At 50.8% G+C, this 16,446-nt stretch carries 16 protein-coding genes and 2 pseudogenes; 14 read left to right on the top strand and 4 right to left on the bottom strand.

The window, feature by feature from the left end; genetic code table 11:
* Positions 1–169 precede the first annotated feature (169 nt).
* Complete coding sequence (locus tag NFS22_RS21495) at positions 170–514, bottom strand: hypothetical protein (RefSeq protein ID WP_251319723.1); 345 nt, start codon at positions 512–514, stop codon at positions 170–172.
* Between the two features lie 218 nt (positions 515–732).
* Here NFS22_RS21495 and NFS22_RS21490 point away from each other — a divergent pair, with 218 nt between their 5' ends.
* The 13 genes and pseudogenes from NFS22_RS21490 to NFS22_RS21430 all read left to right on the top strand — a co-directional run.
* Positions 733–2,091, top strand: a complete 1,359-nt coding sequence (locus tag NFS22_RS21490; RefSeq protein ID WP_251319722.1) for a ParB/RepB/Spo0J family partition protein — start codon at positions 733–735, stop codon at positions 2,089–2,091.
* Between the two features lie 329 nt (positions 2,092–2,420).
* Positions 2,421–2,762 (top strand): DUF7768 domain-containing protein, encoded by a 342-nt coding sequence (locus NFS22_RS21485; RefSeq protein WP_023346841.1) that lies wholly within the window; start codon positions 2,421–2,423, stop codon positions 2,760–2,762.
* Entirely contained in the window at positions 2,756–3,835 is a 1,080-nt protein-coding gene (locus NFS22_RS21480; RefSeq protein WP_277614974.1) for a DNA cytosine methyltransferase, read from the top strand. Before NFS22_RS21485 ends, NFS22_RS21480 begins: the two co-directional genes overlap by 7 nt.
* A gap of 7 nt (positions 3,836–3,842) precedes the next feature.
* Positions 3,843–4,529, top strand: coding sequence for an antirestriction protein ArdA (locus NFS22_RS21475; RefSeq protein WP_251319720.1), 687 nt, complete (start codon positions 3,843–3,845; stop codon positions 4,527–4,529).
* A 40-nt stretch (positions 4,530–4,569) separates the two neighbouring features.
* The gene (locus NFS22_RS21470; protein WP_338148052.1) at positions 4,570–5,043 is read left to right on the top strand and encodes a DUF3801 domain-containing protein; all 474 of its coding nucleotides are present in this window, start codon (positions 4,570–4,572) and stop codon (positions 5,041–5,043) included.
* Between the two features lie 25 nt (positions 5,044–5,068).
* A complete protein-coding gene (locus tag NFS22_RS21465) occupies positions 5,069–6,868 on the top strand; it encodes a VirD4-like conjugal transfer protein, CD1115 family (protein WP_420908901.1) in 1,800 nt (599 codons plus the stop codon).
* Between the two features lie 94 nt (positions 6,869–6,962).
* A pseudogene (locus tag NFS22_RS21460) lies at positions 6,963–7,091 on the top strand (Maff2 family mobile element protein); the annotation flags it as partial.
* Between the two features lie 402 nt (positions 7,092–7,493).
* Entirely contained in the window at positions 7,494–7,871 is a 378-nt protein-coding gene (locus NFS22_RS21455) for a GntR family transcriptional regulator (protein ID WP_120408623.1), read from the top strand.
* 1 nt (position 7,872) lies between these two features.
* The gene (locus NFS22_RS21450) at positions 7,873–8,739 is read left to right on the top strand and encodes an ABC transporter ATP-binding protein (protein ID WP_120425247.1); all 867 of its coding nucleotides are present in this window, start codon (positions 7,873–7,875) and stop codon (positions 8,737–8,739) included.
* A complete protein-coding gene (locus NFS22_RS21445; RefSeq protein WP_120425246.1) occupies positions 8,736–9,380 on the top strand; it encodes an ABC-2 transporter permease in 645 nt (214 codons plus the stop codon). The genes NFS22_RS21450 and NFS22_RS21445 overlap by 4 nt, the downstream gene beginning before the upstream one ends.
* A 35-nt stretch (positions 9,381–9,415) precedes the next feature.
* Positions 9,416–9,859 carry an RNA polymerase sigma factor gene (locus tag NFS22_RS21440; RefSeq protein ID WP_251319718.1) on the top strand — a complete coding sequence of 148 codons (444 nt, stop codon included), beginning with the start codon at positions 9,416–9,418 and terminating at the stop codon, positions 9,857–9,859.
* On the top strand, positions 9,846–10,070 hold the full coding sequence (locus NFS22_RS21435; RefSeq protein ID WP_251319717.1) for a helix-turn-helix domain-containing protein: 225 nt from the start codon (positions 9,846–9,848) through the stop codon (positions 10,068–10,070). Before NFS22_RS21440 ends, NFS22_RS21435 begins: the two co-directional genes overlap by 14 nt.
* Positions 10,071–10,717: 647 nt before the next feature.
* Positions 10,718–10,864 (top strand): annotated as a pseudogene (locus NFS22_RS21430) (plasmid mobilization protein); the annotation flags it as partial.
* Positions 10,865–11,318: 454 nt separating this feature from the next.
* Here NFS22_RS21430 and NFS22_RS21425 read toward each other — a convergent pair.
* The 3 genes from NFS22_RS21425 to NFS22_RS21415 all read right to left on the bottom strand — a co-directional run bounded on the left by NFS22_RS21425 (position 11,319) and on the right by NFS22_RS21415 (position 14,959).
* Complete coding sequence (locus NFS22_RS21425) at positions 11,319–13,883, bottom strand: M56 family metallopeptidase (protein WP_251319716.1); 2,565 nt, start codon at positions 13,881–13,883, stop codon at positions 11,319–11,321.
* Complete coding sequence (locus NFS22_RS21420; RefSeq protein ID WP_172517769.1) at positions 13,880–14,263, bottom strand: BlaI/MecI/CopY family transcriptional regulator; 384 nt, start codon at positions 14,261–14,263, stop codon at positions 13,880–13,882. The genes NFS22_RS21425 and NFS22_RS21420 overlap by 4 nt, the downstream gene beginning before the upstream one ends.
* Before the next feature lie 294 nt (positions 14,264–14,557).
* Positions 14,558–14,959 (bottom strand): plasmid mobilization protein, encoded by a 402-nt coding sequence (locus NFS22_RS21415; protein ID WP_251319715.1) that lies wholly within the window; start codon positions 14,957–14,959, stop codon positions 14,558–14,560.
* A 503-nt stretch (positions 14,960–15,462) separates the two neighbouring features.
* Here NFS22_RS21415 and NFS22_RS21410 point away from each other — a divergent pair.
* The gene (locus NFS22_RS21410) at positions 15,463–16,401 is read left to right on the top strand and encodes a hypothetical protein (protein ID WP_251319714.1); all 939 of its coding nucleotides are present in this window, start codon (positions 15,463–15,465) and stop codon (positions 16,399–16,401) included.
* Positions 16,402–16,446: the final 45 nt, after the last annotated feature.

Raw genomic sequence — 16,446 nt, 5'->3', positions numbered from 1 at the left:
GGTTTTTTCGTGAACCATAATGCATACCTCTGCTCTGGAAATACCTTGGTATCTTTCGGCACATAGCCGCGTTTGACGGTTTCCATGGTGGGTTCAGTCCTTCATAGGTAGCTTCTCAATTAAAGCATATCCAATCATGACGCACTCTCCATAAACACACTGGGATTACTCATTCAAATGGTTCGTTTAAATTATAGTGCTTCATTATGCTATTTTCCAGTTCAAAATAAGCCTCTAAATCATCTGGTTGTGCGGGTATTCCTTTTTCCCAGTACGCTTCGCCATAATAGAGATTCATAGCCCAATAGTAAGGATATTCATGACCTAATAATCCGGCGTCCATTACATTTGAAATTGGTTCCGCAAGATGAGATTGAGCTACCATTTTAGACGCATCCTCATATGAAATGCCCACATAATGAGTTAATAATCGTTTTATCAATTCGCAAAAGCTGTACTGATTAACTATTATTCTGTCGCTATCATCTTCTAAAACGACGCCATCTTTTAGCATAACCTAAATATCCTCACAATTCTTGATTGCAACGCTTGACAAAGGGAAACATGATAAACAACAAAAAAATGGACTGTCAACCTTACCGAAAACGCCGCCCGGCTGTAAAAAGGGCGGCGTTTTTGCGTGACAGGGAAAGGAGGAAAACGTATAAGGAGACGGGGCCAAAATAAGGTTTTGGCCCCGTTTGTATTTGAAAAAGTAAGGAGGTCAAGCGAATGGCAGAAGAAATTAAAACGACCCCAGCCCCGGAGGGACAAACGCTGGAGCCCCCCGCGCCGGAAGTGTCGGAGGCCCCGCCCGCCCCGGAGCCGGGGGCCCAGGGTGTGATCCCCGGCATGGAGGGTCCCCCGGCCCCGGAGAACAAGGTGATCAACCTGTCGTCCGTCCGGGCGGGGCAGGAGCAGACGGACCCGGCCAAGGAGGGCGGGCAGGAGTGGGAGAAGCCCCAGGAGCAGCCGGAGCCACCCCGCCGTGGCCGCCGCCCCAAGAACAAGGAGGCCCCGGCCCAGGGTGAGAGGCCCAAGCGCAAGGGCCGCCCGCCCAAGGCGGAGAAGCAGACCCCCGGCGGGGGCGGAGCTGGCAAGACGGCCAAGACCGCCACACGGGGCAAGGCCGCCGGAAAATCCACCCCGGCCAAGGAGGAGATCCCGCCGCCTCCCGCGCCCGCGCCAGAGGAGCCGCCCCAGCCCAAGGACGCCTCCCGCGCGGAAAAAGAGGAGATCGTCTATCTGGACCTCGACCAGCTCCACCCGTTCCAGGATCACCCGTTCGGCGTCCGGGACGACAATGAAATGAAAGGGCTGGTGTCGTCTGTGCGGGCAGGCGGCGTCCACCAGCCCGCCCTGGTGCGTCCCCGTGAGGGCGGGGGCTATGAGATCATAGCGGGCCACCGGCGGCAGCGGGCAAGCGAACTGGCGGGGTACAAAAATATGCCCTGTATCGTCCGCAACATGACGGATGATGAAGCCGTCCTCGCTATGACGGACGACAACCTGCGCCACCGGGAAACGATTTTGCCCAGCGAAAAGGCGGCGGCCTTGAAGCAGCAGTATGAGGCCATCAAGCACCAGGGGACGCGGGGCGACGGCGCGGACCTGGGCAAGCTGTCTCTGGACAAAGTGGGCGAGCGCAACGGCATGAGCGGAAAGACGGTGCAGCGGTACATTTATCTGAATGACCTTGTGCCGGAGCTGAAACAGTTCATGGACGGCGGCAAGCTGTCGTTCACCCCCGCTGTGGAGATTTCCCGTATCAGGCCGGACCATCAGAAGTATATCGCCGTGTCCATTGAGGGGCAGCAGTCGTCCCCCTCCAAGGCCCAGGCCAAGAAGCTGCGGGAGATGGACGAGAAGAACCAGCTCAACCCGGACGTGATCGACGCGGTGTTGAGCCAGGAGAAGAAAAAGGAGGATTTCGACGTGATTATCAGTTCTGCGGAGTTGGCCCAGTTTTTCGGCAAGGACAAGACGCCCCGTGAGATGAAGGACCAGATCATGGCCCTGTTGGGGGAGTGGAAGGACAAGCAGCCCCCGGAGCTGGGCAAGGGCGAGAAAAAGACGGATCGGGAGAAGTAAGCGGAAGCTCTGGACACGGTGTCCAGAGCTTTTCCCGTCTCCCCCGTCCCACCGTCTCCCGTGAAAACGGCTCTTGTGGAATATCCCCCGTCGCCGCGCCACCCATAGCACAACCGGGGCAGCCTGTCAAGGGCAAAGCCGCCGCTGCGCGGCGGTGCTCCGCACCCTTGACAGGCAGTCCCGGCTGTGCTACTCCCAAGGCGCGACGGGGGATATATCCTCCAGAGCCGCCCCCCTTTCCCCAAGAATGGGGAAAGGGGCGGGGGGAAAAGGGGCTGACCGCTTCCTCTCCAAACAATTTTATCTACATCTGAACGGAGGTTTTCAAAATGAAAATGCCCCTGGCGTATGTCACCGCCGCCTGGAGCGCGGACCCCGTGGAGGCCACGGAGCAGGCTGTCCGCTACTGCCGGGCCGTCTATGAGGCGGGATTTTCCCCCATCTGCCCCACACTGTATCTCCCCCTCTTTCTGAACGACGCTGTGCCGGAGGAGCACAAGAGCAGCATTGATATGAGCCGGGACCTGCTGCGCCGCTCCCGCGTGCTGGTGGTGTGCGGCCACGCTGTCACCGAGGCGGTGAAAAATGACATCGCCGTGGCCCAGCGGCTCAAAATCACGGCCACCACTCTGGAGGGTATTCTGACGGTAAAGGGGCAGGGCCGCTGCTGACCCTGGCGAGCCTCTTTGACGGGATCGGCGTGTTCCCCCTGGCCGCCCGGCGTCAGGGGATCGTCCCCCTGTGGGCCAGCGAGATCGAAAAGGCCCCCGTCTCCATCACGAAACGCCACTTCCCGGATATGGAGCACCTGGGGGACATTACCCGGCTCCACGGCGGCGAGGTCCCGCCCGTGGACATCATCACATTCGGGTCCCCCTGTCAAAATCTCTCCAGCGCGGGCCGCCGTGAGGGGCTGGGCGGGGCAAAGTCCAGCCTGTTCTTCCAGGCGGTGCGTATCATAGAGGAAATGAGGGATGCCACTGGAGGTCAATTTCCAACAATCGTTATTTGGGAAAACGTCATGGGAGCTCTGCTATCAGGAAACCGGCTGGATTTTAGAGCCGTCCTGCAATCTCTCACAAACACCGAAATTCCAATGCCTGCTTCTGGGCGCTGGGCCAATGCCGGAATGGTGCGAGGCGGAGGCCGTGACGTGTGCTGGCGTCTGCTGGACGCCCAGCATTGGGCAGACCCCCGGCTGGCCCGGCGTCAGCGGGTGTTCGTCGTGGCGGATTTTGGAGGCCGGCGTGCCGGAGCGGTCCTGTTTAAGCCCCGCCGCCTGTTCCCGGCTCCTGCGCCTTGCGGAGACTTTGGGCTGTCCCCCGCCGGAGGCAATCGAATATCTGCTTTTGAAACAGGGGGGCCGCTACCAGTCGTCCACCCCTTTCAAGGCTACCGTATGCGGGGGGCGGCCAAGGCGGGGGACGTCGGGAACTTCCTGGGGAGCTTTGGAAAATCAACAGACCCTTTTCCCACTCTGCTTGCCGGAGGGCTGATGGTGTTTGCCCTGTGGTGGGAGGGCCGGGAGGCGGAGGGGGTGATTACATGGCTGACCCCCACGGAGGGGGAGCGGGCCATGGGCCTGCCCGACGGCTGGACGGCGTTCGGCCACGACGGGCGGCCCGTCTCCGCCCGCGCCCGGCAAAAGGCCCTGGGAAACTCCATTGCCCTGCCCTGTGCGGAGTACATCATGGCGGGAGTAAAAGAAGAATTGGAGGGAGGGAAACCGTATAGCGATATTTGAAGCCTGTGTGACGAACCTGGGCAAGTACAACGAGGGCCAGCTTGTATATGAGCGGGTGGCGTTCCCCACCGACACCGAAACCGTCCAGGCGGCCTTGAAAAAAATCGGCATAGACGGTATTCGGTATGAGGAGATTTTTATTTCCGATTATGACGGCCCTATGCCCCAGCTCCACAAGCACCTGGGCGAGTACGAGAGCATAGACGAGCTGAACCATCTGGCCTGCCTGCTGTCGGAGCTGTCCCAGGACGAGCTGGCGGTGTTTGAGGCCGTCATGGACAGTGGGGAGTACACCGGGAGCGTGAAAGATTTAATCAATCTCTCTCAAAACCTGGACAGCTACAGCTTTTATTCCGATGTTCACACCGAGGAGGACTTGGGGCGGATGTATCTCCAGGAGCTTGAGGCCGTCCCTGTGCCGGAGCACCTGATCGACTACATTGATTATGAGGCATACGGGCGGGATGCGCGGATCAACGAGGGCGGCCACTTCGCCCCCGGCGGGTACGTCCAGGGGGGACATTCCTTTAAGGAGCATTACCACGGGATCGAGGACATTCCCGACGAACACCGGGTATTCTCCATGCCTAAAGTGCCCATCCGGGAGCAAATGGCTGCCTATCAGGAAATGGCGAACCGGGCTTCCCTGACCACGGAGCGGTCCGCGCCCAAGGTGGACCGGGAGGAGCGGTAGCCCTCTGGACACCGTGTCCAGAGGCAGGAGGTGATGATTTTTGGTAGATGAAGATATTTCCCGGCGCACGATAGCCCTCTCCATCCGAACGGGTAAGCTGACGGCGCGGACGCTGGCCTGGGCGCTGCGGGCGGCGGGCCGGAATATCCAAAAGGAGCGGCAGGCCCGCAAGACGCCCCACGGCAGGCAGAGCGTCAAACAGCTTATGAAGCAGGGCGAGGCCACCAACAGCCTCCCCGTGGAGGCCCCCAGGGAGTTTGACCGGGTGGCCCGGCGCTGGAATGTGGACTACGCCTTTTTCAAAAACGGCGAGGGAAAGTATCTGCTGTTCTTCAAATCCAAGCAGGCCGACGCCATTACCGCCTGTTTCGGGGAATACTCCCGCTGTGTCATGGACCGGCCCAGGGCGCGGCGGGTCCCCATTCTGGAGCGGATGAAGCGGGCCGGGGAGCTGCTGCGGGGCCAGGAGCGGACCCAGGAGCGGAAAAAGGAGGCGGCCCGTGAAGAAAGGTAGCTTGAAAAAGTACATTCTCCCCAATATGCCCTATGTGTTTATGGCCTGGGCCTGCCTCAAATTGGGGACGGCCTACCGTCTGGCGGCTGGGGCCAACGCCGGGGAGAAGCTGGTGGGCATGATGAACACCATCAACACGGCCTTTGCCTCCCCCGCCCCTGGGCTGGACCCGGCGGACTGGCTGGTAGGGATCGCGGGGGCGGCGGCCATCCGGCTGTTCGTCTACGTCAAGGCCAAGAACGCGAAAAAATTTCGCCGTGACGAGGAGTACGGCAGCGCGCGTTGGGGCGGGCCGAAAGACATCGCCCCTTTCGTCGATCCCAGGTTTGAGAAAAACGTCATTCTCTCCGGGACGGAATTTCTCACCACCAACACCCGGCCCAAGAACCCGGCCAACGCCCGGAACCTCAACGCCTGCGTCATCGGCTCCTCCGGCTCCGGCAAGACCCGGTTCTGGCTCACCCCCCAGCTCCTCCAGGCCCACTCCTCCTATGTGGTGGTGGACCCCAAGGGCGGGGTGCTGTCCCAGGTGGGCTGCTTCCTCCAGAGGAAAAAGGGCTATAAGATTAAGGTTTTCAACAGCATTGATTTTTCCCGCTCCATGCACTACAACCCCCTGGCCTATATCAAGAACGAGGCGGATATTCTGAAATTCGTGAACACCCTGATTGCCAACACCAAGGGGGAGGGCAAGGAGGGGGACCCGTTCTGGACCAAATCGGAGACGCTTTTATACTGCGCCCTGATTGCCTATATCATCTTCGAGGGGCCGGAGGAGGACCGGAATATGAATACCCTGGTGGATATGATCTCCGGCATGGAGGTGAAAGAGGACGACCCGGATTTTATGAACGCCATCGACTATATGTTCAAGGGCCTGGAGAAGCGCAAGCCGGACTGCTTCGCCGTGAAGCAGTACAAAAAGTACAAATTAGCCAGCGGCAAGACGGCGCGTAGCATACTTATTAGCTGCGGGGCGCGGCTGGCTCCGTTTGACATTCCCCAGCTCCGGGAGATCATGAGCTACGACGAAATGGAGCTGGACCGCCTGGGAGACAAGCGGACGGCGGCTTTCTTCATCATCAGCGACACGGACACCACCTACAATTTCATTGTGGCCCTGGCGTTCTCCCAAATGTTCAACCTCCTGTGCGAGAGGGCGGACAATGTGCATGGGGGCCGCCTGCCCCACCACGTCCGGGTGCTGTGGGACGAGGCCGCCAACACGGGGCAGGTCCCGAACCTGGAGAAGCTGGTGGCGGTGATCCGCTCCCGCGAGGTCAGCCTGACCCTGTTCTATCAGGCCCAGTCCCAATGCAAGGCCATTTACAAGGACAACGCCGAGACGATCATGGGCAACATGGACAGCGTGGTTTTCCTGGGCGGGCGGGAGCACTCCACCGTCAAGGAGATTTCCGAGGCGTGGCTGGGCAAGCAAACCATTTCCATGCAGACCGACAGCCGGTCCCGCGGGCAGTCCGAGAGTTACAGCCAGAACACCCAGCGCCTGGGCCGGGAGCTTATGACCATGGACGAGCTCACCACCATGCCCGGCGACAAATGTATTTTACAGCTCCGGGGGCTGCGGCCCTTTTTCTCCCCCAAGTACGACTTGAAGCAGCACCCCAATTACCGCTATACGGCGGAGGCGGACAAGAAAAATGCCTTTGACCTGTCCCGCCTGATCTCCCGCCGTATGGAGAAGCTGGACCCCGACGAGCGATACACCGTGTACGAGGCGGACGTGCCGGACGAGGCGGACATAGGCGAGGACGAGGACATCTTCAACTATGACGACCTGGACGACCCGGACGCCTTTGTATAACCTCTGGACACCGTGTCCAGAGCGTTCCTGCCGCCTGACAAGGGCGGCTTTTTTCATGGCCGGGATGATATTCCCGGAGAATATGGAGGTTTATATGGAGTTCTTTTCTTCCGCTATCACCACCTTGCAGACCCTCGTTGTGGCCCTGGGCGCTGGTCTGGGCGTGTGGGGCGTCGTCAATCTCCTGGAGGGCTACGGGTCGGATAACCCTGGCTCCAATGCTCATGTACGGTAAAGAAGCAAGCAACCGAAAACAAGAGATAGACCGCCAGCACCACACTATTCCGAACCAAAGAAGCCAAAGACCAAAAGACAAGCATTGTGGAAATGTGCATAACAGGCTATGGAATCATGGATAACTCTATTCACAGCACATGGAAAAGCTAAAGTGCAGCTTTCCCACGTCCTGCAAACAGAGTTACCCACAACTCCATAAGACAGCCAGTTATACACATTCCCACAATGCCGACTACTACGGAATCCTACCTTACACCGACCTATATTTTTGATACACAACAACCAGATTAAGTTGTTGTTATTTTTATTTGGGGGATTGACTATAATAGCAAAGGTGATATAATGTACTTGTACATTAAGTACATTCGGAAAGTAGAGGTGGTGAATAGTGGAAATCATTATCAGCAACAATGCCAATAAACCGATTTATGAACAAATCACATCACAAATCAAGGCAATGATAATGAGCGGAGAATTACAGGCAGGTGACGCAATCCCTTCCATGCGAGCTTTGGCAAAATCAATCCATGTAAGTGTCATTACAGTCCAAAAAGCCTATGAGGATTTACAAAGGGACGGATTTATCGAAACTACAGTTGGCAGAGGAAGTTTTGTGTCGGCGCAGAACAAAGAATTTTATCAAGAGGAACAACAGCGTATAGCCGAAGAACATTTACAAGCAGCCGCCGAAATAGGGAGAATGAGTAATATTTCTCTTGAAAAATTGACGGAATTATTAACTTTATTTTATCAGGAGGACGAATAACATGGAAAACATTTTAGAATTGCAACAAATATGTAAGTCTTTTCCAAAGTCAAACTTTATATTGGATAAACTCTCTTTTTCATTACCGTATGGGGCTATTCTGGGCTTTGTTGGTGAAAACGGCGCAGGTAAAACTACCACGATTGGCTGTATTTTAAACACTGTCAGAAAAGACAGCGGTATGGTAAAACTATTTGGAAAAGAAATGCGGGATATTGACACAGACATTCGAGAAAAAATTGGTGTGGTTTATGACGGAGATAATTTTCCGGGTTTTTGGACGGCGAAACAATTATCTCAAGTCATGGAGGGAATTTATACACAATGGGATAATGCCTTATTTCAAAAATATTTAGAGGATTTTCATTTACCTGTTAAACAGAAAATCAAAAATTATTCCAGAGGAATGACAATGAAGCTGGCTATTGCAGTTGCCTTGTCGCACCACCCGCAATTATTGATTTTGGACGAAGCAACCAGTGGTTTAGACCCCATTATGCGTGATGAAATGCTGGACGTTTTTCTTGAATTTGTGCAGGAGGAAAGCCATTCTATCCTTTTATCTTCTCATATTACAAGCGATTTAGAAAAAGTTGCAGATTATATTACATTTATTCATAATGGGAAATTGATTATGACCGCATCAAAAAATGATTTGGTATATAATTACGCCGTTATGCGTTGCAAGGAAAGTCAGTTCCTTGCATTAGACCCTGGTGATATTATCGCTTACCGAAAACGGGATTTTCAGATTGATGTATTAGTTAATAACGGAAAAGAAGCACAACGAAAATATAAAGGTTCTGTTGTAGACCATGTTTCAGTTGATGAAATCATGTTGTTATTGGTAAAGGGGGAACGAGTATGAAAGGATTGCTTAAAAATAATTTTTTAACCGTTTATTCTAATGCGAAAGTTTTTTCGATTTTTATGCTTATATTGGGGCTTTTTGTTGTTGCGGTTATCAGCCAGCCGCTTCTTATTGGTTACGTTCTGTTAAGCATGGTTGGCTTTTCCGTAAATGCAATTACAAGCATAAAAAAAGAGTTTATTTCAAAATGGGGAAAATACAAATTAACTTTGCCTGTAAAGAGAGCTGCTATTGTTAAAAGCTATTTTATCAGTCAACTAATATGGCTGCTTGTTGGAATACTATATGCAGGAATCGTTATAAGTTTATCATGGGCATTGCATGGTTGCCCTTATGATAATAGCATTGACGTAGTTTCAATATTTGCATTGGGAATCAGTGTAAGTATTTTTACAGGTGCATTTTTCTTTCCATTGCTTTATCTGGGCGGCGAAGAAAGAAGTGATGTATTTTTAGTAATCAGCTTGCTTTGTGGAATTGGCGTTGTGTTAGGAATTATTAGTGTACTTAATCTTTATTTAGCCCCTGGCGTAACTACAATTCTATTAAGTGCGGCTATTTTGCTTTTAAGTTCTTTGTTAATGTTCGCTTTATCCTATCCGTTGACCGTGGGTATTTATCACAAAAAAGAATACTAACTAAATGTATTATGTGGGAGAAAGGGGGAATTTCTATGCCTTGCACAGAAGCATACAAGGAGCATATCGAATACACATTTAACGCCTTTTGTAAAGTTGTTATACGTTATGCGGTTATCAACGCATGGCGTGACAGGGATAGACGGCGGCAAAGAGAAATATCTTTTGAATACCTCACCGAAGAAAAGTTTTACCCATTCAGCACGTCAGACACCTATTTCATAGACCCCTACAAGCAATACCCGGTTATGATATGCGGTCAGAGGGTTATCCTCACAAACGGGGAGCTTGCCGCCGCCCTGTCCTCTCTGCCGGAGAAAAAGAGGGAAGTCATTTACCTTTACTTTTTCGGGCGTTACACACAGCAGGAAATCGGGGAACTATACGGACGCTGCCGGAGTACGGCGTGGCATCACATACACAGTGCCTTGCAAATGCTGCATGAAGAAATGGAGGTGCTTTTCCGTGAGGAATCCTAAACTTGTGCCATATGAAACCATTATCCGAGCGACCAGCGGAGAGCCGGAAGCCATTGACGAGGTTTTACGGCATTACAGCAAGCGAATCCGGCTTGCTTCTCTTGAAAACGGACACGTCAACAAGGACACCGAGGACAATATCAAACGGCGGCTTATCGCTGCCCTGTTCCAGTTCCGCTTTGATGAACAGCCATACCCCAAAACTGAATAACCTCCGCCACATAGAACGGCACACCAAGACAGGAAATCATAAAAAGGTTTCCTGTTTTTTTGCGTTTATATTCGGCGTTTTTGAAAAACCGCCGTATTGCCCCACGAAAAGGGAAACATGACACGCTCTTTGTTTGGCAGTTTTCAATTTTCGGTGGTGTGGGGAATGAAAGGAAAATGAAGAAATTTCTCAAAATTCCCGCCTATCCGGGCTTGTGTGGTTTTGTAAGGAATGAGGGGAAATTTCAGCCAATCAACGTCCATTTTGCTGGTTTGTAGGTATTGGAGAGAAATTTTCCGTAGCCTTGGCAAAATCTCTCCGTATGGCACTAAAGGTATTGTGAGAGAAATTTTCGCCGGAACGCAACAAACCAGCCGCCAATAGCCGGATAGTAAGCAAAGATACCACACAGCGCAGTTTCTAAGAGCAAGATTCTACCACAGTACCAAATTTCGCTAATCGCTCAATTTTGTCCTGCGGGAATCTTGTTGGGGTTGCCACCCCAAGCCCGCCTTTTTGCGGCTTGCGCCGCTTGAAAAATCCCCGAAAAAATATTTTCGGATTTTTCAAAAAACACTTCCGCTTTGCCCCCTGTTTTTCTCCTATTGGTGAGAGGGCAAACCATAAAAAGAAAGGAGCTGAAAGCCATGAAAAGATACAACACGCCCCACCGCCACCGGGTAATCAAGACACGCTTGACCGAGGAAGAATACGCCGAGTTTTCCGAGCGTGTCACCCTCTGCAAAATGAGCCAAGCCGAGTTTATCCGGCAAGCCCTTATTAAGTCAAGCATATGTAACCTCCATTTCGATATTGGCGGAAAGGGACAGATCGAAATGGAGGGGGCGGGGAGCGGCAGCGGGCCTCTGGACACCGTGTCCAGAAGCTCCGCTTGGATAGAAAAACGCCCGCACAGCGCAAGGCTACACGGACGTACCGGGGCGACAGGATATTACATTTTTCGCAGTTGCGGCCAGGGCTTCCCTTTAGAAGGGGAGGGCTTTTTTGACAGCAAACTATAAGAAAAGGACATAGCGATACCTCCAGGATACCGCCGTGTCCTTAAAAATGGGCGACTTTAACACACCCTCCGTTTTCCGTTTTTTCAAAAGAAAGCGGCGGCTTGAAATTTACTATTTCAAAACCGCCGCATGGCTACTTGTATTTTGTTCGGGCGCACAGATACCAGCCGCCGAAACAACGGTTTTTTTATTATGCCGTTGTTCTGGCAGAGGTGTTGAATTATTATCAGAATGCGTCTGCTGACACAATCGAAACGCTGCCCCTTACAGTTCCCAAAGTACCGTCCGGGGCTTGGAGGTACAGCTTATAGGTTCCGGGCGTTGTTGCTGGAGGCCCAACGGTAAAATCCGCAATACATTCCAGCGGTTCGCCCGGCTGACGCAGGTTATTCACTGACCAATAGGCCACATCTTCCTGATTGTCCTTTGCAAAAAAGGCCTTCATTCTGTTCCCTGTTTCCGCTGAAATGTCGTATAAAATTTCATCTCCGTCGGACAATGTGTATTCCCCCAGGAAAATGGTTTCTCCCGCCGCTACGGTTTTGAAATCAACGGGGATTATTTCCACGCCAGTTTTATCATCCGAATCGTCCATATCCCCCAACAGCTCAATCACTTCCGCTTCGGTCATATAGGCGACGCCTGTGATTTTGCTTTCTGTATCACGGACTATTTTAATATTGACAGTTCCTTTTGGGTTCATATTCAGCGTGTAAACGGATTTGTTGGGCCGGATGTCTAAAAAGATGTTGACAAGCTGGCCCTGGTAATAATAGTCTTTGCCGTCCATTGTAACGCCCACAGCCTGGTATTCCGCCGCCTGTGCTTCGGCCCATTCTTTCTCCTGCTTTTCTTCCAGCTCGTCAAATTCTTCACCTCGGTTCAGTTTATCAAAGAGCATAGATTGAAAAGCCCAGTTTCCATCTTCCAAAGCCCTGTCCAGCCAAAGTTCCAGTTCCGATTCGTCCATACGGTCCATTAAAGTGGAGAAAAACGCCATTTCTTCATCGGTATATGCCTTTTCTGCAAAGCCGGCAAGCAGAGGAGAATTTGAGCCAAGTCCGCGCACAGCAACAGAGAAGAAAGCGAAATCGCTCTCGGCATAAAGCTTTTCAAGCCATGTCCTTTGAGCATTTTCGTCCAGCCGGGAGAAAGTGATTTCAAACAGAGGCAAACTGTCGGCTTTATAATACCGCTCTATCTCTGAAGAATTATCCTTAATGCTCACGGCTGCTTCTTTGGGATAGACAAAATTATCATAGGAACGGCTCCCTTGCCCAATCGCAAGGACTGCTCCAACCGACTTATTAGCGGCATTTTTTCCCGCACTCGCGATGTCATAGTCCCGCAGGGTAATGTTGTAAATATGTGCATTTTTCGCAACCCCAAACAGTCCTATGATCTTTGCGTCCGGGTCGGTCATGGTGAGGCCCGTAATCTCAAAGCCATTGCCGTTATAGGTTCCTGTAAAAGGGTCATCCCATGTTCCGATGGGAACCCAGTCACCTGCGGACAAGGAAATATCCGCTTGCTGCATATAATTCAGGTTCATGCCGTACTTGCCTGTGCCAATCGCTCTGAGTTGGGCTTCATTATAAACTAAATAATAGGATGTTCCCTTAAAATCCAATGTTTCCATTTCTGACGAATTGTCTGCTGTTTGCGAATTATCAAACAGCGGCGGTACGGATTTTTCTGTATTTATCGAATTTGGCACATCCGCAGCGGCGGCAGTAGGATAAATCCCGATGAAAGCTGCACTAAAAACAATACATAACGTCAGCATACCAGTCAAAAGCTGAATTGCTTTTGATTTTTTCTTAAATTTCATAATCGCACCTAACCTTTCTTTTAGCAGTTCTTTATTTTCGCTTAAAGTAACGGCGCCAAGATTTTCCTTGTATCTCCCAACTGCGGCCATAGCGTCAAGTAAGGTTTTCCCATAGTCTTGCGCGTTGCTGCTCCCCATTTTGGCAAGGACGGCTTCATCGCAGGAAAATTCACAAGCCTTGGTAATTTCCCGGCTCATAAGATATACAAGCGGGTTAAACCAATGCAGGCAGACTGTAATCTGCACCAGCCATTTATAGAACATATCCCGCCGTTTGTAATGCGTCAGTTCATGCAGGATGATATAGCGAAAATCTTTTTCAGGAATATCTGCGCTGGGCAGTACGATACACGGACGGAAAAAGCCAATCAGCAGAGGGGAAGAAACCAACGGGTTGACGCATAATTCAATGGGCTTTTTGATGCCCGACTGCTCCGCAACAATAGAAAGTTCGTCTAACCGCTCAATGTCAGAAACCGGGGTTAATCCAGCCTTGATATACCGCATAAAGCCCTGATAGATTGTTATTTTTCGTATCAACAAGCCCAGCGCGGCCACCAGCCACACCAGCCATATCTGACTGATTAACAACACTCCAATATCTTGAAGTGGGTGGGCAGTTGTTACATCATCTGCCGGACTATTTACCGTTTCATTGTGATGTTCCGCCCCAACAGCGGGAGCAAGATTGCTTTCCGGAGCGTTTAATGGGGGCTGTTGCTGCGGCGGTAAAGGAGCGGTCTGGGATATTGCCTGATCGACAGCCTGATATGCCTTCCCCATCAGGCTTACTTCCGTCCCGAACGGGAGCAGCAGCCGCAAAACAACAACCAGCCAAATGTAATACTGCCATTGTCGGCTGATTTTGTTCTTCAAAAACTGTTTTCCAAAAAGTAAAGCCAGAATAAGTAAACTGCCGGAAAAAGACATGGACAGGAAAATCTTCAAAACTGCGTTCATTGCTGCCCTTTTCCTTTCTCCAGCAGCCGTTTCAATTCCTCATATTCCTCGTCTGCCAGCAAATCGCCCATAATCAGATTGGAAACCAGACCTTTTGCGCTTCCCTCATAAATCTTATCCAGGAAATTTTTCGTCTGCGCCGTCTGGTACTCCGCTTCCGAAACAAGCGTGGTATATTCGTTGCGGCGTCCGATTTTTTTTGCGCTCAGAAAGCCTTTGTTCATCAGCCGCGATAGGAGTACAATCAAGGTGTTCTTTTGACACGGCTTGCCTCTGGCAGCTAGCCTATCCATGATATAGGGAAACAACGTCACATCCTCTGGGTTTCCCCATACGATTTTCATAATTTCAAGTTCAGCATCGGAAATTTGCTGTACCACGTTTTTATCCTCCTTAATGTATAACATCGTGTTGATGGCTAAAATATAACATGATGTCGTCCTTCTGTCAAGTCCATAATTTTTCAAAAGAGATTAGGAATACGCAGTCTCCACTATTACGCAATTCTGGGGGTGCGCTAAACGGCAAGCAGGGCAAGTGTATAACACTTGCAATTTTTGCTTCGCAAAAATGCTTGTTGGGGTGCCCCCAAACCCGCCGGAAGCCTCTGGACACCGTGTCCAGAGGCTTCCCTGTCTGCGGCCCCGTCGCTATCGCTCCTGGGCCTTATGCGCTCACAGTGCTACTACCTCCGAAAGTTTCTCCAGCAGTTCAGAGAGCGGCCCCCATAAATCCGCATAGTCCTTTTGCAGCGCCTTGATTTCGTCGGGGTAAACTCCGCCATAGGTATTTGCCAGGACAGCTATTTGATTGAGGTTATTCGCACAACGCCGTTGCATAGAAACGATCTCCTTAACGGGCGCAAGGTCAACATGAAGTACGTAGCCATTGAGCGCCATTTTCCGCATATAGGCCGAAAGGTTGCGGATTCCAACATCCGCCATGCACTCCCGGATTTTTGCCTGTTCGTCCGGGGACAGCCAGACACAGACGGACGTGCTCCGAACACGTTTTTTCCCAGCGACCAGCGTTGACTGGTTTTGGGGGCCGTAAGACGCTGATTTTTTACCGCTCATAGATACCTCCTGTAAATTCAGATGTTGACAGTATTTTAGTGAATTGGGCCTGGGGAATGATACTATACCACCCCTCAAAGAACCGGGGCCGGAAACCCTTGCGGGGCAAGGAATTGAAATTGCTAATTGTCCACACATCAGCTTTGGAAAAGAAAGCGATTTGAGGGGAAGCGGTTCGACCCTATCCCCCCGCCCTTTCCCTATCCAGGGAAAGGGGGCGGCTCTGGAGGATATATCCCCCGTCGCGCCTTGGGAGGTAGCACAGCCGGGACAGCCAGTCAAGGGTGCGGAGCACCGCCGCGCAGCGGCGGCTTTGCCCTTGACAGGCAGCCCCGGCTGTGCTATGGGTGGCGCGGCGACGGGGGATAAATCCGGCAGAGACTCCGTGGACGGAACGGTGAAAACGGGCGGGGGCGCTTCTGGTCACGATGTCCAGAACACATACAAAAACACCGCTCCGATTTTGTTGGAAGCGGTGCTTTGTGTAAGGTTGACAGCCTATTATGTTATTAGTTTTCTGTTTCCCTTTGTCAAGAGAAGATACCGGTTGGCATGGAAGCTATATTCAACGGTTTCTTGAGGCAGAAGTAAATTACCTGCTTGCTCCTTCTGTAAGTCAACTAAGTCAAGTTGAATTCGAAAAAATCTATATTCCAAATCCCGATTTAGAAAGGTCTCTTTCTCGATACAAAACGCATACATATAGTAATAACACATGCGTTATTACCGGCCTTACTGGTTCTGGAAAGACCATGTTAATTCGGCATGTGTTTGATATTCATGGGATAAAGCCACATATTGATGGAAAAAGCATTATTATTCCATTCAATTTTGATAATGCTTTGTATGGCGGCGTTAAGGATGTATTCACTCGTATGACACGTGCAGCATGTGATTGTTTAAAGAAAGAATTTCCTAATTTGCATGACATTGATGAATATAAAGAAGATTTTTATGATTTTATTGCATCAAGGCGAAATGACCTTCTTTATGTTCTTGAGAAGTATCCTTCTGCAACTAAATTTGAACAATTGGCCTCTTTATGTGAAACAAATGCATTTGCTTTCTATTCGTGTGAGTTTAAATTCTATCTAAATCAAACAGATATTTGCCCTATTGATAATGTGGTTTTAATTATTGATGATGTTGAAGGCATAAGAGTGGAAGTTAAAACAGAAGATTCTATGCCCAGAGAACTTTTACCAATAAAAGTGACATTAGAATTGATTGAATGTTTACAAAATCAAGATGGCATTCCTGTTCCGTGGTCTCTTAATACAATAATTTGTTGCCGACATTTTGTTTATCGCCTCATGGGCAGCCTTCCGTATTCATTATCAAAGAACTATACACAGTGTTTAGAATCTTATGCTATTTGTTCACAATATGATTTGCGTGAATCACCTTCCCTAGGTAGTGTTCACATAAGGGGCAAAGTATGATACAATAGGAGAATGGAACTGAATAGAGAACAGTATGAAAAAATT

Source organism: Flintibacter muris (assembly GCF_943192995.1).
GTDB lineage: Bacteria > Bacillota > Clostridia > Oscillospirales > Oscillospiraceae > Lawsonibacter > Lawsonibacter muris.
Note: the sequence above shows the minus strand (reverse complement) of the source record. Positions and strands in the feature narration are given on the sequence as shown.

Coding starts and splice junctions, on each gene's coding strand:
- NFS22_RS21440 (WP_251319718.1), top strand. CDS start 9,416: ATGCCTTGCACAGAAGCATACAAGGAGCATATCGAATACACATTTAAC.
- NFS22_RS21410 (WP_251319714.1), top strand. CDS start 15,463: ATGTTATTAGTTTTCTGTTTCCCTTTGTCAAGAGAAGATACCGGTTGG.
- NFS22_RS21445 (WP_120425246.1), top strand. CDS start 8,736: ATGAAAGGATTGCTTAAAAATAATTTTTTAACCGTTTATTCTAATGCG.
- NFS22_RS21465 (WP_420908901.1), top strand. CDS start 5,069: ATGCCCTATGTGTTTATGGCCTGGGCCTGCCTCAAATTGGGGACGGCC.
- NFS22_RS21425 (WP_251319716.1), bottom strand. CDS start 13,883: ATGAACGCAGTTTTGAAGATTTTCCTGTCCATGTCTTTTTCCGGCAGT.
- NFS22_RS21485 (WP_023346841.1), top strand. CDS start 2,421: ATGAAAATGCCCCTGGCGTATGTCACCGCCGCCTGGAGCGCGGACCCC.
- NFS22_RS21415 (WP_251319715.1), bottom strand. CDS start 14,959: ATGAGCGGTAAAAAATCAGCGTCTTACGGCCCCCAAAACCAGTCAACG.
- NFS22_RS21495 (WP_251319723.1), bottom strand. CDS start 514: ATGCTAAAAGATGGCGTCGTTTTAGAAGATGATAGCGACAGAATAATA.
- NFS22_RS21490 (WP_251319722.1), top strand. CDS start 733: ATGGCAGAAGAAATTAAAACGACCCCAGCCCCGGAGGGACAAACGCTG.
- NFS22_RS21450 (WP_120425247.1), top strand. CDS start 7,873: ATGGAAAACATTTTAGAATTGCAACAAATATGTAAGTCTTTTCCAAAG.